At 41.8% G+C, this 14,613-nt stretch carries 14 protein-coding genes; 5 read left to right on the top strand and 9 right to left on the bottom strand.

Annotated elements, in window-relative coordinates:
* Positions 1-3: 3 nt before the first annotated feature.
* Both BLR37_RS09510 and BLR37_RS09505 read left to right on the top strand, forming a co-directional pair.
* Positions 4-561, top strand: a complete 558-nt coding sequence (locus tag BLR37_RS09510; protein WP_090767645.1) for a LemA family protein — start codon at positions 4-6, stop codon at positions 559-561.
* Complete coding sequence (locus tag BLR37_RS09505) at positions 561-1,520, top strand: DUF3137 domain-containing protein (protein ID WP_090767642.1); 960 nt, start codon at positions 561-563, stop codon at positions 1,518-1,520. Before BLR37_RS09510 ends, BLR37_RS09505 begins: the two co-directional genes overlap by 1 nt.
* Positions 1,521-1,643: 123 nt before the next feature.
* Here the strand turns inward: BLR37_RS09505 and BLR37_RS09500 are convergent, their stop codons facing one another.
* From BLR37_RS09500 to gltX, 8 genes are all read right to left on the bottom strand, one after another.
* Entirely contained in the window at positions 1,644-2,009 is a 366-nt protein-coding gene (locus tag BLR37_RS09500; protein ID WP_039477856.1) for a response regulator, read from the bottom strand.
* A 22-nt stretch (positions 2,010-2,031) separates the two neighbouring features.
* Positions 2,032-2,616 carry a chemotaxis protein CheB gene (locus BLR37_RS09495; RefSeq protein ID WP_090767639.1) on the bottom strand — a complete coding sequence of 195 codons (585 nt, stop codon included), beginning with the start codon at positions 2,614-2,616 and terminating at the stop codon, positions 2,032-2,034.
* A complete protein-coding gene (locus BLR37_RS09490) occupies positions 2,601-3,419 on the bottom strand; it encodes a CheR family methyltransferase (RefSeq protein WP_090767635.1) in 819 nt (272 codons plus the stop codon). The genes BLR37_RS09495 and BLR37_RS09490 overlap by 16 nt, the downstream gene beginning before the upstream one ends.
* A gap of 3 nt (positions 3,420-3,422) precedes the next feature.
* Positions 3,423-3,794, bottom strand: a complete 372-nt coding sequence (locus tag BLR37_RS09485) for a response regulator (RefSeq protein WP_039477862.1) — start codon at positions 3,792-3,794, stop codon at positions 3,423-3,425.
* Between the two features lie 16 nt (positions 3,795-3,810).
* A complete protein-coding gene (locus BLR37_RS09480; protein ID WP_090767632.1) occupies positions 3,811-7,398 on the bottom strand; it encodes a response regulator in 3,588 nt (1,195 codons plus the stop codon).
* A gap of 18 nt (positions 7,399-7,416) precedes the next feature.
* On the bottom strand, positions 7,417-8,550 hold the full coding sequence (locus tag BLR37_RS09475) for a sensor histidine kinase (RefSeq protein ID WP_039477868.1): 1,134 nt from the start codon (positions 8,548-8,550) through the stop codon (positions 7,417-7,419).
* 104 nt (positions 8,551-8,654) lie between these two features.
* Positions 8,655-9,494, bottom strand: a complete 840-nt coding sequence (ypfJ, locus tag BLR37_RS09470) for a KPN_02809 family neutral zinc metallopeptidase (protein WP_090767630.1) — start codon at positions 9,492-9,494, stop codon at positions 8,655-8,657.
* A gap of 175 nt (positions 9,495-9,669) precedes the next feature.
* Positions 9,670-11,178 (bottom strand): glutamate--tRNA ligase, encoded by a 1,509-nt coding sequence (gene gltX / locus BLR37_RS09465; protein ID WP_090767627.1) that lies wholly within the window; start codon positions 11,176-11,178, stop codon positions 9,670-9,672.
* Positions 11,179-11,402: 224 nt separating this feature from the next.
* On the opposite strand from gltX, the gene BLR37_RS09460 reads away from it, so the two are divergent.
* The 3 genes from BLR37_RS09460 to BLR37_RS09450 are packed head-to-tail and all read left to right on the top strand — an operon-like array spanning position 11,403 to position 13,513.
* The gene (locus tag BLR37_RS09460; protein WP_090767624.1) at positions 11,403-12,611 is read left to right on the top strand and encodes a sensor histidine kinase; all 1,209 of its coding nucleotides are present in this window, start codon (positions 11,403-11,405) and stop codon (positions 12,609-12,611) included.
* Positions 12,592-13,101 (top strand): DinB family protein, encoded by a 510-nt coding sequence (locus BLR37_RS09455; protein ID WP_090767621.1) that lies wholly within the window; start codon positions 12,592-12,594, stop codon positions 13,099-13,101. Before BLR37_RS09460 ends, BLR37_RS09455 begins: the two co-directional genes overlap by 20 nt.
* Positions 13,091-13,513: a hotdog fold thioesterase gene (locus BLR37_RS09450; RefSeq protein WP_090767617.1), complete on the top strand. Its 423-nt coding sequence runs from the start codon at positions 13,091-13,093 to the stop codon at positions 13,511-13,513. Before BLR37_RS09455 ends, BLR37_RS09450 begins: the two co-directional genes overlap by 11 nt.
* A 4-nt stretch (positions 13,514-13,517) precedes the next feature.
* On the opposite strand, the gene BLR37_RS09445 is transcribed toward BLR37_RS09450, so the two are convergent.
* Positions 13,518-14,597, bottom strand: a complete 1,080-nt coding sequence (locus BLR37_RS09445; protein ID WP_090767614.1) for a serine hydrolase domain-containing protein — start codon at positions 14,595-14,597, stop codon at positions 13,518-13,520.
* Positions 14,598-14,613: the final 16 nt, after the last annotated feature.

The following is a 14,613-nucleotide window of genomic DNA, read 5'->3' as shown; positions in this document are numbered from 1 at the left end:
ATTATGATTATTGCCCTCATTATTATCGGAGTTATGTTCCTTTTTGGAATTTTCTTCTACAATTCTCTTATCGGAAAGAAAAATCAGGTTACCAATGCCTTTTCGGCCATTGATGTCATGCTGAAAAAACGTTTCGATTTAATCCCAAACCTGGTTGAAGTAGTAAAACAATACACCACTTACGAACAGGGAACCTTAACCAAAATTGTTGAACTTAGAGCAAAGGCTACCTCAGGAAACATTACACCTGCCGAAAAAGCCCAGTTAGACAGCGAACTAAGCAGCAGCATGAAGGGTTTAATGGTAAACATTGAAAACTATCCCGATTTAAAAGCCAACAGCAATTTTATAAACCTGCAAACGACCTGGACCGAAAGTGAAGAGCAGATTGCCGCCGCCAGAAGAACTTATAATGCTACTGTTACCGATTACAACAATGCCATTATGATGTTTCCGGGAAGTTTATTTGCCGGCATGCTTAACTTTCAGCCTACCCCGGTTTTAGAAACTGCAGCCGAAGAACGCAAAAACATCAGCGCAAAAGAGCTTTTTAACAACTAATGCAATTCGGTATTGATGGAAATGTAGCCCTGCAACAAGTATTGGCTACAATGGAAATTGAACGCAAAAAAATTGCTTCAACCCAAACCAAAGGCTATATTTTTATTTTGCTGGGCATAGCCGTAGCTGTGCTTGGCATTATGCTGGGCTTCCCTATTCTGCTCCCTATTATTGTGGGTTTAATTCCACTAATTTATGGAGGGATACTCCATCTTAAAATCAGCGACAATTTAGCCACTTATAAAAATGCCTACAAGCGGGATGTAATTGGGGCAGCACTTAAATTTTTAGATGAAAGTCTTGCCCTGCAACCAAACGCAGGCATTGAAGCATCGGAATTTGTTTACACACAGCTTTTTACACAAGACCCCGACCGGTATAACACCGAAGACCTGGTAACGGGCAGCGCCGGCAAAACCCGGTTTTACTTTGCCGAAGTACATGCCGAATATAAAACAGTAACCCAAACCAAAAACGGTACGCGTACTGAATGGCACGACATTTTTAAAGGGATTATTTTCGCTGCCGATTTTAACAAAAATTTTAATGGCATAACCATTGTACGCCCTAAGGGCTTTGCCAATGCACTGGGGGCCTGGTTTTCGAAAAATGTCTTCTCTTTTGGTGGCAGCGATGTGGTTAAGCTCGAAAACCCCGATTTTGATAAAGCCTTTGTAACTTATGGTTCCGATCAGGTAGAAGCGCGTTATATTTTGACACCAGCCATGATGGAACGGATTTTAAAGCTCAACCACGAAACCAAATACGACATTACCTTATCGTTTATCGAATCGAGGATGTACATTGCTTTTCCGCTAGACCGGAATTATTTCGAAGCACCGGTATTTAAATCTTTAATTAATGCCGAAGCACTCAACGATGATATTAGAGCCGTTAAGTTTATGTATGATATTGTACAAGAGCTGGATTTGAATACCCGGATCTGGGGGAGAGATTAACCAAGGTACTTTAACCGCAAAGGCCGTGAAGTGTTTCGCAAAGCATACGAAGTTAATATAAAAGGCTTGGCGTACTTTGCGTTTTGTCTTTGTGTACTTTGCGGTTAATAATGAAATGAAACACTAACTCAAATGTTTTTTCACAATATCCTCCAATGCGGCAATATCAAAAGGTTTCGATAAATAGCTATCGGCACCGGCCTCATCAGCCAGCGAAGAGATATCGTTATTGGCCGAAAAGTAAATCACGGGAATGTGTTTTAAATCAGGATGGCTTTTTAATGCTTTTGTAGCCTGTATACCGCCTAAATCGGGCAACCAGTTATCCATGAAAATTAAATCGGGCATATATTCTGCCACTTGCTTCTCAATATCGTTCGCGTTTTCAGATGTTTTGATTTCGTAACCAGCATCTTCTAAAATAAATGTACATAGATCAAGGATATCCCTGTTATCATCAAAAACAAATACTTTCTTTACACCTGCCATATTTAACCTCCGAAAAAGTAAATTAATTGTTCAACTTATTTATATATGTGGCCATATCGTGGCCATCCACAACCTCATGCGGCTGGACCTGTAGTACCGCCTGCTGGGGCATATACGGCATTATCGCCGTATTTGGATTCTGTATAACCACCCTACCACCAAAATTGTTTACACTTTTTAGTCCTTCTACCCCATCGGCATTAGAACCCGATAACAAAATGCATACCAGACCCGATTTAAAGACCTCAGCTGCAGACTGAAAGGTAACATCTATTGATGGCCTGGAATAATTTATTTTTTCTGAATAATCGAGCGAAATACTATGATCTTCTTCAATGAGCATATGGTAATCGGCAGGTGCAATAAATACTTTTCCAGCCTTTAACAGTTCTTTTTCTTCGGCTTCGCTAACCAGTAGCGAGGTGCGGTTTCTAATCAGATCGGTAAGCAACGATTCGTTACTGGCTTTACGGTGTACAACCAGTATAATGGGGAAATTCAGGTTCTGGCTCAATTGAGGGAAAATTTCAAGCAAAACATCTAAACTACCAGCCGAGCCCCCGATAATTAATGCAGTACAGGAGGTTTTATTTACAGTTTTCTCCATATTTTCTCCTGTTTAATCCTTTTATAGCCTTTGGCTTTGGGCCAAAAATCCAAACTTTCTTTACTCCCGAGCGCCAGGTAGCCTAAATTTTCAATGCTGTTATCGAAGAGGTTAAAAACCTTATGCTGTAGATCTTTATCAAAGTAAATTAATACGTTCCGGCACAAAATGAGCTGAAATTCGTTAAAAGAATGATCAGAAACCAGATTATGGGTAGAAAAGATCATTTTACTGCTCAAACTTTCATCAAATTTAGCCAGCGAATAGTTTGCGGTGTAATAAGTAGAAAAATCTTTAGTTCCGCCCGATTGCAGGTAATTTTCAGAATATTGTTTCAGGTAGTTTAAAGGAAACATGCCCTTTTTTGCCTTTTCTAAAACCGAGGGATTAATATCTGTAGCATAAATGAGCGATTTGTTGAGCAGGTTTAATTCCTTAAGCAAAATAGCCAGCGAAAAAGCCTCTTCGCCTGTAGAGCAGCCTGCAACCCAGATGCGGATGAAAGGATAGGTACCTAAAACGGGAAGCACATCGTTGCGCAAAGCTTTGTAAAACGAAGGATCACGGAACATTTCGGTAACATTAACCGTAATTTCCTCCAAAAAACGCTTAAAATACTGTTTATCTGTTTTTACGGTGTAGCGGAACTCTGCGAAGCTTACAAAACTATCGAGCGCATAGAGCCGGGTAATCCTTCTTTTTATCGAAGCATGCGAATATTCGAGAAAATCATAGCCATGAGTTTCTAAAACATCGTTCAGCAACAGCTCAACCTGCTCGTTATCTATCACTTCACTTATCACTGTTTAATTGGTAAATTTTTCTATCTGCAATAACAATTCATCAACATTTATCGGTTTTGAAACATAACCGGATGCACCTGCACTGAGGCAACGTTCTTTATCGCCAACCATGGCCTGCGCAGTTACGGCCAAAACAGGTATATTTTGCATTTTAGCCGATTTTTTCATTGCGGCAATTGCCTGATAACCATCCATATCGGGCATCATCATATCCATTAAAACGATGGCCACATTTTCGTGTTGCTCCATGATGGAAAAACCTTCATGCGCACTTATGGCCGACAAACAATTGAAGCCTTTGGCCTTTAAAACAGCTTTCAGGGCAAAAATGTTTCTGTTATCGTCGTCAATAATAAGGATTAATTTTTGAGGCATAACTAATTAAAATGGTTTATGATTTATGGTGATTTTCGTATAGCCAAACGCGCAATAATGAGATCAGCTGATCCATATCTACCGGTTTACTGATATAGTCGGATGCGCCGGCAGCAATACATTTTTCTCGGTCGCCCATCATGGCCTTTGCGGTTACGGCCAATATAGGCAGGTTACGGTATTTCAGATCCTGCCTGATGGCTGTTGTGGTTTCGTAACCATCCAGCTCCGGCATCATCATATCCATCAGCACCACATCTACATCGGCGTTCTCGTTCAGCAGCTTAAGTGCTTCTTTCCCATCTGTAGCCGCCAAAACTTTCATCTGATGTTGCTCCAGCATCTTGGTTAACGAAAAAATATTACGCACATCGTCATCAGCTACTAAAACTGTTTTTCCTTTAAGCACATCCTGCAATTCTGAGAATTTTTTAGGCGTTTTGGTTTTTTCCTTATTTTTTTCTTCAACCAGGTGTAAAAACAATCCCGCTTCGTCTAAAATGCGCTGATAAGAGTGCGCCGTTTTCACCACAATTGAATCGGCATATTGCTTAATGCGGTTTTCTTCGCCTTTCGAAAGGTTTTTACCGGTAAAAATAATAATCGGCAGATTTTCTAAACCGGGGGTCTTTTTCACTACCTCGAGTGTTTCGTAAGCATGTTTATCCGGAATACCCATATCCAGGATAACACAATTTACCTCTGGTTTGTGTAAGGCAGAAACACTTTCGTTTACCTGATTTACAATCTCTGTCTGGATATTAAAATTGCTTAAAAAGTAGCTTAAAGCTTTGGCGTGTTGTTCGTTTTCCTCAACAATGAGCACCTTTTTAGGGTGACGGCTAAGCGCATGCTCCAGCTTGGTAAAAATCTCCTGCATGTGCTCAAAAGCGAAAGGTTTATTGATAAAATCTACCGCGCCTTTAAGCAGGCTCTCCTTTTTCACCTGTAAAGAAGACATGATATGCACCGGAATTGGTCGTGTTGAGGGATCTGACTTCAACTCTTCCATTACCTGCCACCCATCTTTTACCGGCAGCTGAATATCGAGCAATATGGCCAGTGGTTTATAGGTTTTAGCCATTTCAATACCCACATCGCCACGCACAGCCACTAAACCTTTGTAATTTCTTTTGCGGGTAAAATCTAACAAGGTTTTGGCAAAAGGCGTATCATCCTCTACAATCAAAATTACTTTATCATCGGGTTGGATGTTAGCTCTATCGTCTTCAATTTCCTGTGGAATATTGGCCACCGTTAAAGGATTTGCCTTTTTAACTGCCGGTTCTGCAATTGCTGCAACAGGTTGATCTAAAGCAGCAATAACACCATCAAAACCTTTATTTTTATCAATAGGTAACGTTAAAGTGAAAATACTGCCTTCGTTTTCTTTACTTTTTAAATCGATGTAGCCACCCAATAGCCTCGCCAGCTCACGACTGATAGACAGCCCTAAACCAGTACCACCAAATTTACGGCGTGTAGACCCATCGGCCTGCTGAAAGGCTTCAAACACCATACCTTGTTTTTCGGGTGCAATACCCACGCCGGTATCGGTAACCTTAAATTCAAGGGCAGCCAGCTTCTCATTTTTTTCGACAGATAAGGTTACAGCCCCCACGGTAGTAAACTTAATGGCGTTCGACAACAGGTTTTTTATAATCTGCTCTAAGCGCATTTTATCGGTATGGAAAAATTCAGGTACTGCTGCCGATTGCGCTATTTCGAAAGTTAAGTTTTTTTCTTTGGCCAAAGGGCTAAAGAGCGAGCGCATATTCAACACAATATCGTCAACCTTAACGTTGGTTCGATCGAGCTCCATTTTACCGGCTTCAATTTTAGAAAGATCTAAAATCTCATCGATCAGACTTAATAAGCCTTGTCCGGAGCTTTGAATCACCTCAGCATATTCCTGATGCTCGCGATCCATGCTTTCATTTTCGGCCATTAACCTCGATAAAAGTAAGATCGAATTGAGCGGGGTTCTCAACTCGTGCGACATATTGGCCAAAAACTCTGATTTGTACCGGGTACTCAACTCCAAAGCTTCAGCCTTTTGCTGGATTTCTACATTACGTTCCTCAATCAGTTCATTTTTCTCTTCGAGTAAACTGCTTCTTTCTTCGAGCTCTTGATTGCTTTGCAACAACTCTTCCTGTTGTACGCGCAGTTCTTCTTCGCTTGCCTGAAGTTTCTGCGCCTGTGCCTCGAGCTCGGCATTTAAACCTTCCAGCTCGTTGTGCTGTACCTGCAATTCTTCTGACTGGGCCTGTGTTTCTTCCAGCAACTGCTGCAATTTCTGACGGTTCTGAGCGCCTAAAAGTGCTGTACCAACATCAGAAGATACCAGGTTTAAAAAGTGTAACTGCAAATCAGTGTATTTACCAATGGTGCCCAGCTCAAGGCCTCCAATCGAAATCTCGTTTCTGATAATCGGCAACACAATTAATTGTGCGGGTTTAATATTCCCCGTGGCGTGGGTAATGGTCAGTTCGTTTTGCGGAACATCGTCCAATAGAATAGGCTTACCCGATTTTACCGCCTGTCCAATCAACCCCTGCCCAATTTCCAGCGTCTGCGTTAAATTTTGTCCCTGTAAAGCATATTGTCCCTTTAAATGCAGGTATCCGTCATCTTTAAAAAGATATAAGGCGCCAATCTGGCTTTTGGTATAGTTAGCTAAAAATGCAATAATATCTTCGGCCAGGTGAAAAACATCCTTTTCGCCAACCATTTTAACGTTTAAATTGGCTACCCCCGTTTGCAGCCATTCGTTTTCTTCGAGGGTATCGAAAGATTTTTTTAAAGAGGTCGACATGGTATTTAACGATTCGGACAGTTCACCCAAATCATCCCGACTCTGGCTATCAAGCCGTACGCCATAGTTGCCATTTGAAATCTGGTGTGCAATTTCTTTAATGGCCGTTATGCGTTTTTCCATTTCATGTTTTTTATTCTCAATTTCTTGCTGAAGCTTAACACGTTCATCAAAATCGATCGACACTTTTCGGTAAAAAAACAGGGTAATCAACACCGCCAGCAAAGCGGCTACCAAAATTAAGAGTGGCGTATAAGAAGTCAGTTTATTTAGTTCGATGGTGCGGCGCTCTAACAAACTCTTCTCCTCGCTTACCATCCTTGACACAGCTGCTCTGGCCTGATCCATATAAGTCTTGCCCTGCAAAAGCACAGTTGGATCTATCTGGCCGCCAAGCGATTTAATTTCAATAGTTGAGGTAATGATACTCAGTCTGCGCGACATGATATCCCTCAATGCTTTAATATTTTTTTGCTGGTTTGGATTGTCTTTTGTTAATACCTGCAACTTGCTCAACGCATTCATGGCGGTATCAGTAGCGCCGTAATATGGAGTTAAAAAGATCTTGTTGCCCGTTAAAAGGTATCCCCGTTGGCCGGTTTCGGCATCTTTTAAGGTAGAAATTACGCCTTCGGCACTTAAAATCACCTCGTCGCTGTGTTTTACCAGCTCGGTACTTTTAATGAGGTTGCTGATACTGGTATAAGAAGCCAGCGAACTGATGAACAGAATAATCAACGACAGGCCCAGGCCTAAACGCAGATTATTTTTAAGTGTTGTTTTCATTATGGGGAATAAAACTAATTAGATCTGGTTCTTTACAATTTCTTCTTCGGTGATGGGGATAATGAAATAAAATTCAGAGCCCTCATCGGGTACACTATTTACCCCAATTTTACCGCCATGCCGGTTTATAATTTCCGAGCAGATATATAAACCTATGCCCAGACCATTAAAACGGTTGCTATTTTCTTCAACGCGGTAAAATTTATCGAATATTTTTTCTTGCTGCTCTTTCGAAATGCCGATGCCAAAATCTTTAACCGCCAGGTACAGTTTCCCATCTTTTATATTAATGGTAACATTAACCTGGTTGGTGCCCGGAGCATATTTAATGGCATTGGTAATGAAATTGATAACCACCTGCTCGAGCCTGATTTCATCGCCAAAAATCATTTCGTGGGTTTGGCCCAGCTTGGTAATTTTAAAGTCGGGATTAGATTGCTGCAACATCTCGATGGCATTGTTTACCATGTTATCGGCACAAAAGCTTTTCATGTTAAACTTCATCTTACCGCTTTCGATTTTAGAAATATCGAGCAGATCGACAATCAGATCATTAAGTTTTTCGAGCTGGATGCTGGCTTTTTCGAGGTGGTTTTGCGCCATGGTTTTATCATCGCGGTTTAAACTGCGCTGCAGCAACTGGATATAGCCCTTTACACTGGTTAAGGGTGTTTTTAACTCATGACTGGCAATACTGATAAACTCATCTTTTTTGTGCTCGGCCTGCTTACGGAATTCTATTTCTTCCAAAAGCTTTTCCTGCACCTCATTCAGCTTTCTGTTCTGCTCGTAAATGCGGTAAAAAGTTTTGATTTTAAGCAACAATACGTTGATATCAACAGGTTTGGTTATGTAATCCAATCCGCCACTCAGGTAACCTTTTGTAATGAATTTGAGTTCGGTATTAACGGCCGATAGAAATATAATAGCGGTATCTTTTGCCTTACTAAAGCCCGAAATAGCTTCTGCCACTTCAAAGCCATCCATATCGGGCATTTGAACATCTAAGATAATCAGGACGTAATTATTTTTCAGGACTTTTTTTAGCGCCTCTTCACCAGATGATGCGGTATCAACCTCAAAATTGTGCGCCTGTAGTACTTTCTGTAACGAGATCAGGTTTTCAGGCCTGTCATCAACTATAAGGATCATTCTTTATTAAACAAATAAGAAGCCGGGATAATTATGTTTGGTCGGGAGATAAGAATCTCCTTAACTGTAAACAAACAACAGCTTTTACAAAAGGTTTTAAATTTTTATAAATTATTTGAATTAAAGGTATCTCCCTGCCTGATGTCTCCTGTTTCGAAGCCTTTTTTAAACCAGTACATGCGTTGTGCCGAGGTACCGTGGGTAAAAGAATCGGGCTGTACTTCGCCTGTTGCCTGTTTCTGTAACTTATCATCGCCAATGGCGTTGGCAGCCGTTAAAGCTTCTTCAATATCGCCGGCGTCTAATTTAAAATCTTTCAGGTTTTGAGCATTATGCGCCCAAAGGCCGGCAAAGAAATCGGCCTGTAACTCTAATTTAACCGATAGGCGGTTGTATTCCGTTTTACTTACCTGTCCGCGCGCTTCATCTAATTTAGCCGAAATACCCAGCAAATTCTGCACATGATGACCAACTTCGTGTGCTATTACATAAGCTTGTGCGAAATCGCCAGCTGCACCGAAACGGTTTTTCAATTCGTCGTAAAAAGATAAGTCGATATATACTTTATGATCGCCAGGGCAATAGAATGGCCCAACATTCGATTGTGCATAACCACAGGCGGTTTGTACGCCATCTCTAAAAAGACGCAGTTTAGGGTATTCGTACTCCTTACCCATTGCTTTAAACTCGGCATCCCAAACCTGCTCGGTCGATTCTAATACTCCCGAAACAAATTGTGCCTGCGCATCATTAGCTGGTACGCCCTGCTTAACTTCTTCGGTACCGGTAGTGGCCGGCAGCTGATTTACAACCCCTGTTAGATCCTTACCGAATATTAAACCCAGCACCACAATGATAATACCTATCCCGCCACCCAGTGCGGTTTTACCACCGCCACTTCTGCCATCTTCTACGTTGTTACTGCCTTTACCAAACCACTGCATAGTTTATATTTTTATTTTAATGATTAACCTGATCTATCAAAAATTGTTATACTAATGTAGAAATATTTTTTGGTGAAGTAAGTAGCAAAAAAATGGAAGGTAATTGAATTTTGAATGCCTAAACAGGAGCTTTCTTTTAAACATTCGCGCATTCAAAATTCAATTATTAAAAAGGCTAACTATTAAATACAGCAATCGCTTTCTCGATTCTTGCCTTAGTTTCATCAACGCCTAATAATAGTGCGATATCGAAAACACCCGGACCAAATTTACCGCCAACCAGCATAATGCGGAAAGGCAACATCAATTCGCCCGGTTTAAATCCTTTTTCTTCGGCCAAGGCTTTAAAAGCTGTTTCGGCCGCTACGGCATCTGTAAGGGTTAAATTCTCAGCAAAAGTATTAAAAAACGCTGCTTTTTCTGAAGTCCACTTCGGTTTTACCGAATTTACATCATACTCAGCGGGCGAAGCAAAAAAGTAGCTGCTCTGTGCCACAAAATCGGGCAATAAAGTACAGCGATCTTTAATTAAATCGATAACGGTATTTAAGAAAGCTTCGTCGTTAACTGCAACACCTGCTTTTTCAAGTTCTGCTTTCACCCCTGCTGCCAAACGCTCAGCACTTTGTGCTTTAATCCACTCGTGGTTATACCATTTTGCTTTCTCGAAATCGAATTTTGCACCAGCCTTACTGATTCTTTCTACCGAGAATTTTTCTTCGAGTTCTTTTAACGAGAATATCTCCTGATCTGTACCATCATTCCAACCTAAAAGGGCCAGCATATTGATAAAAGCTTCGGGCATAAAACCCATTTCTTTAAAGCCTTTGGTTACATCGCCTGTTTTAGGGTCGGTCCAGTTCATGGCATAAACCGGAAAACCTAAGCGGTCGCCATCGCGTTTGCTCAGTTTTCCATGTCCATCGGGTTTTAAAATTAAAGGTAAATGCGCCCATGCCGGCATATCGGCCTCCCAGCCTAAATATTTCCAAAGCAAAATATGAACCGGAGCAGATGGCAACCATTCTTCGCCCCTAAAAGCATGGCTAATTTCCATAGCTTTATCATCAACCACAACAGCTAAATGATAGGTAGGCATACCGTCTGCTTTCAATAAAACTTTATCATCAACCAGCGAAGTTTCGAAACTCACATCGCCGCGGATTAAATCGTTAAAATACACCACCTCATCGGCAGGCACCTTAATGCGGATCACATAGGGCACTTTAGCCGCCAGTAAATCTTCTACTTCGTTAACTGTAAGCGTTAACGAGTTACGCATTTGCATGCGCGTAGCCTGTCCATACTGAAAATTAGGAATATCTTTACGCTTTGCATCCAGCTCTTCGGGGGTATCGAAAGCATAATAGGCATAACCATCGTTGATTAACTGCTCGGCAAATTTGCGGTAGCTGGGTTTGCGCTCACTTTGGCGGTATGGGCCATAGCTGCCCGGGTTTGCCGGACTTTCATCAGGCGTAATGCCACACCAGTTTAAACAATTTACAATATATTCTTCTGCACCGGCTACAAAGCGGTTCTGGTCGGTATCTTCTACACGAAGTACAAAAGTTCCGTTATTCTTTTTAGCGAACAAATAATTGAACAAGGCAGTGCGCACACCACCTAAATGCAAACCTCCTGTTGGGCTTGGGGCAAATCTTACTCTAACTTTTTTATCCATGATTGAATTGTTGAGCGGTTGGCGTTATGCGTAAGGCGCATAAAACGCCTATCGCCATACGCAAAGCGCAAGACGCTACAAAGATATATTTTTCATCCGTTTTATACGGTTTTCATCTGTCATGAAGCAGTTATGCTTTCAAAAGGATTGACTTAAGCTTTTTGAAAAAGCATAATGGTTTTATGTTTTTTTCGTTTTGTTATCGTATTTTGCCTAACACAAGCATGAACCCTTATCAAAAGAAACGCCGCTGGAAGTTTTTCCTCCTAATTTTTGCCATCTTAATCGGCATTGCTTCAGTATTTTATACCGATTCTTTTGTAAAAAAAATGGAACGCGAAGAAGCAGATCAGTTTCACCTTTGGGTGCGTATACAGGAGCGGGCCATGTTTTTGTACGACAATGACGATTACCGCGATGTGGTTGAAACCGTGCGTACCAATACCAAAACGCCGGTAATTATGACCGATTCTACAGGTATGATCAGTTCTTTTTTCGGGCTCGATAGTACCAAAACAAATTACCCAGACTCCGATCCCAAGCTAACTTATGACAGCCTTTATTTTGTCCGCCAGTTGAGGCAGATGAAAGCTCAGCATCCACCAGATGAAATGAACTTTTTAGGTAAGAAGTTTAAGGCTTATTACCGCGATTCGTTTATTTTAACGCAGCTGAGATACTTTCCCTATATCCAGATGGGTGTAATTTTCCTTTTTCTTTTAACGGCTTATGCTGCATTTAGTTCGGCAAGGCGTGATGAACAGGACCATGTGTGGGTAGGCTTGGCCAAAGAAACGGCACACCAGCTGGGTACGCCGATTTCCTCGTTAATGGCCTGGGTTGAGCTGATGAAGTCTAAATTTGATGCAGAAGACGATCCGCTGATTGCCGAAATGGAAAACGACATTAAGCGTTTAGAAATTATTACCGACCGTTTCTCTAAAATTGGTTCTAAACCCATTCTGGAAGACCATACCGTGTACATCGTCATCAGCGATTTTATCCGGTATTTTAAAGTACGTACTTCTGATAAGGTTAAATTCAGTATTACCGGCGACGAGCAGGTTAGGGCGATGCTTAACGTGCCCCTGTTTGATTGGGTAATCGAAAACCTGCTGAAAAACGCAGCAAATGCGATTGAAAATGAGGGTTCGATATCGATTAACATTATTGAAAACCTGGCCAAAGAACAGGTTTTTATCGATGTAACGGATACGGGAAAAGGAATTCCGAGATCGAAATTCGATGCCGTTTTCCAGCCAGGTTACACTACCCGTAAACGCGGCTGGGGACTGGGACTATCGCTTACCAAACGTATTGTTGAGAATTACCACAGTGGCGAAATCTTTGTAAAAGACTCAGAGCAGGGCAAAGGCACCACTTTTAGAATAATATTAAAAAGCAGTTTAAGATATGAACCGACCACAGCCTAACGAATATCCGGCCTGGGGCGAAACCTACATCAGCAAGGTTGACCGCGATATTTTCGAAATACTAAACGAACAGGTAACAAGCATTCCTGCTTTGTTCAGGGCAAATGCCGATAAGGCCAATTATGCCTATGCAGAAGGCAAATGGACATTAAAAGAAATGCTGGGCCATATCATCGATACCGAGCGTGTTTTCGCTTTTCGCATTACCTGCTTTGCCCGCAAAGAGCAACAGGCCCTGCCCGGTTTCGATGAAGACGATTATGTAAACAATGCCCGCTTTGCCGAACGTGAGCTGGAAGATTTGATTGAAGAATTTGCGGCCCTGCGCAAAGCCAATTTATATCTTTTTAAATCGCTAAACGAAGAAGACCTGAACAGCAATGGGATTGCCTCGGGAAGGGAAATTAATGTACGCGCGATCCTTTTCATTGTAGGAGGCCACGTAATCCATCATGTTGGGGTTTTAAAAGAACGTTATCATGTGGTTTAAAGATTTTACCGTCGAAGAGCTGAACAATCGCCCCAAAAACCATATCGGGGCGCTGCTTGATATCCTGTTTACCGAAATCGGCACCGATTTTATTAGCGGTACCATGCCAGTTGATGAACGCACGCACCAGCCCGCAGGCATTCTGCATGGTGGCGCATCGGTAGTATTGGCCGAAACGCTGGGCAGCATCGCATCTTACATGTGTATTGATCCGGATAAATACATGGCCGTAGGTTTGGAGGTAAATGCCAATCACCTCAGGCCGGTAAAAAGTGGCCTGGTAAAAGGTATTTGCAAACCACTGCACATTGGAGCCAAAACACAGGTTTGGGAAATTAAAATTTACGATGAAAGAGGCAAAATGAATTGTATAAGCCGGTTAACAGTGGCTATAATTGTTAAACCACAGTAAAGCGCTACTTACTTTTCAGCGTTTCGGTTATAACCAGCCTCGCTATATTTTCGGTAAGCACGGTAGGCGAATTGCAATCGCAGTTGGTTAGGCCAACTACATAAATATCTTTGCCGGGCACATAAACACCCATGCTTTTAAACCCGAAGATACTCCCGCCATGTGTCCTTACAGTTAAGCCACCAATTTCTTTAATGTGCCAGCCATAACCGTAATTAAACAGTTCGCCGTTATTTAGTTTATAGCGCGAAAATGCCTGTTGTGTTTCAGCAGTATTGAGTAGTTTATTGTTGACCAGAGCATTTTGCCATTTCAGCAAATCGCCTAAAGTAGACATTAAAGCTCCTGATGCAAAAGGAACGCTAAAGTTAATCGCCGTTTTATTTACAAAACCACTCTCCTTTTTCTGGTATCCATAAGCCCTGTTATCTATCACTTTTCTGTCGCTCGCATAATAAGAATGCTTCATGCCAAGCCGATCAAAAATATGCTGCTGAATAAAATTGGCGTATGTCACCCCCGAAACCAGCTCAATCAGGTAGCCCAACAGCACATAGCCCGAGTTATTGTATTCGAAACGCTCACCGGGGGCAAAATCAACGGGCTCATCCTTAAAAAAATCGACCATCATTTTAGGTGTCATCTCTTTTTGGGCTATCTCTGCCAGCGCCTTCATTTTGGTAAAATCTTTAATGCCCGAAGTATGCGTAAGCAAATGATGCAGGGTTATTTTGTCACCACCGGGGTAATCGGGAATATATTTCGAAATGGGATCGTTTACTTTTAATTTGCCCTGCTGCGCTAAAAGCAATATGGCTACAGCGGTAAACTGCTTGGTCATAGAGCCCAGCTGGAAAACACTTTCGTTACTAAGGTTAACTCCCAGTTCGAGGTTGGCTTTACCAAAAGCCTTTTGGTAAATCACTTCCCCTTTTCGGGCAACCATAAATGCAGCTCCGGGACCTTGCTGATCGGGCATTGCAGCCAAAATCAAACTATCAAGCTGATTATTGAGCTTTTGGGCCTGTACCGCTGCTACCATAAAGAGGTTGCAGGCCAGTATTACAAGAAAGCCCCGGAGCATAAGGGTAAATTTGCTT

Origin of the sequence: Pedobacter soli (genome assembly GCF_900101435.1) — a bacterium.
Lineage (GTDB): Bacteria > Bacteroidota > Bacteroidia > Sphingobacteriales > Sphingobacteriaceae > Pedobacter > Pedobacter soli.
The sequence above is the reverse complement of the archived record's forward strand: the minus strand, read 5'-3'. Positions and strand labels throughout refer to the sequence as shown.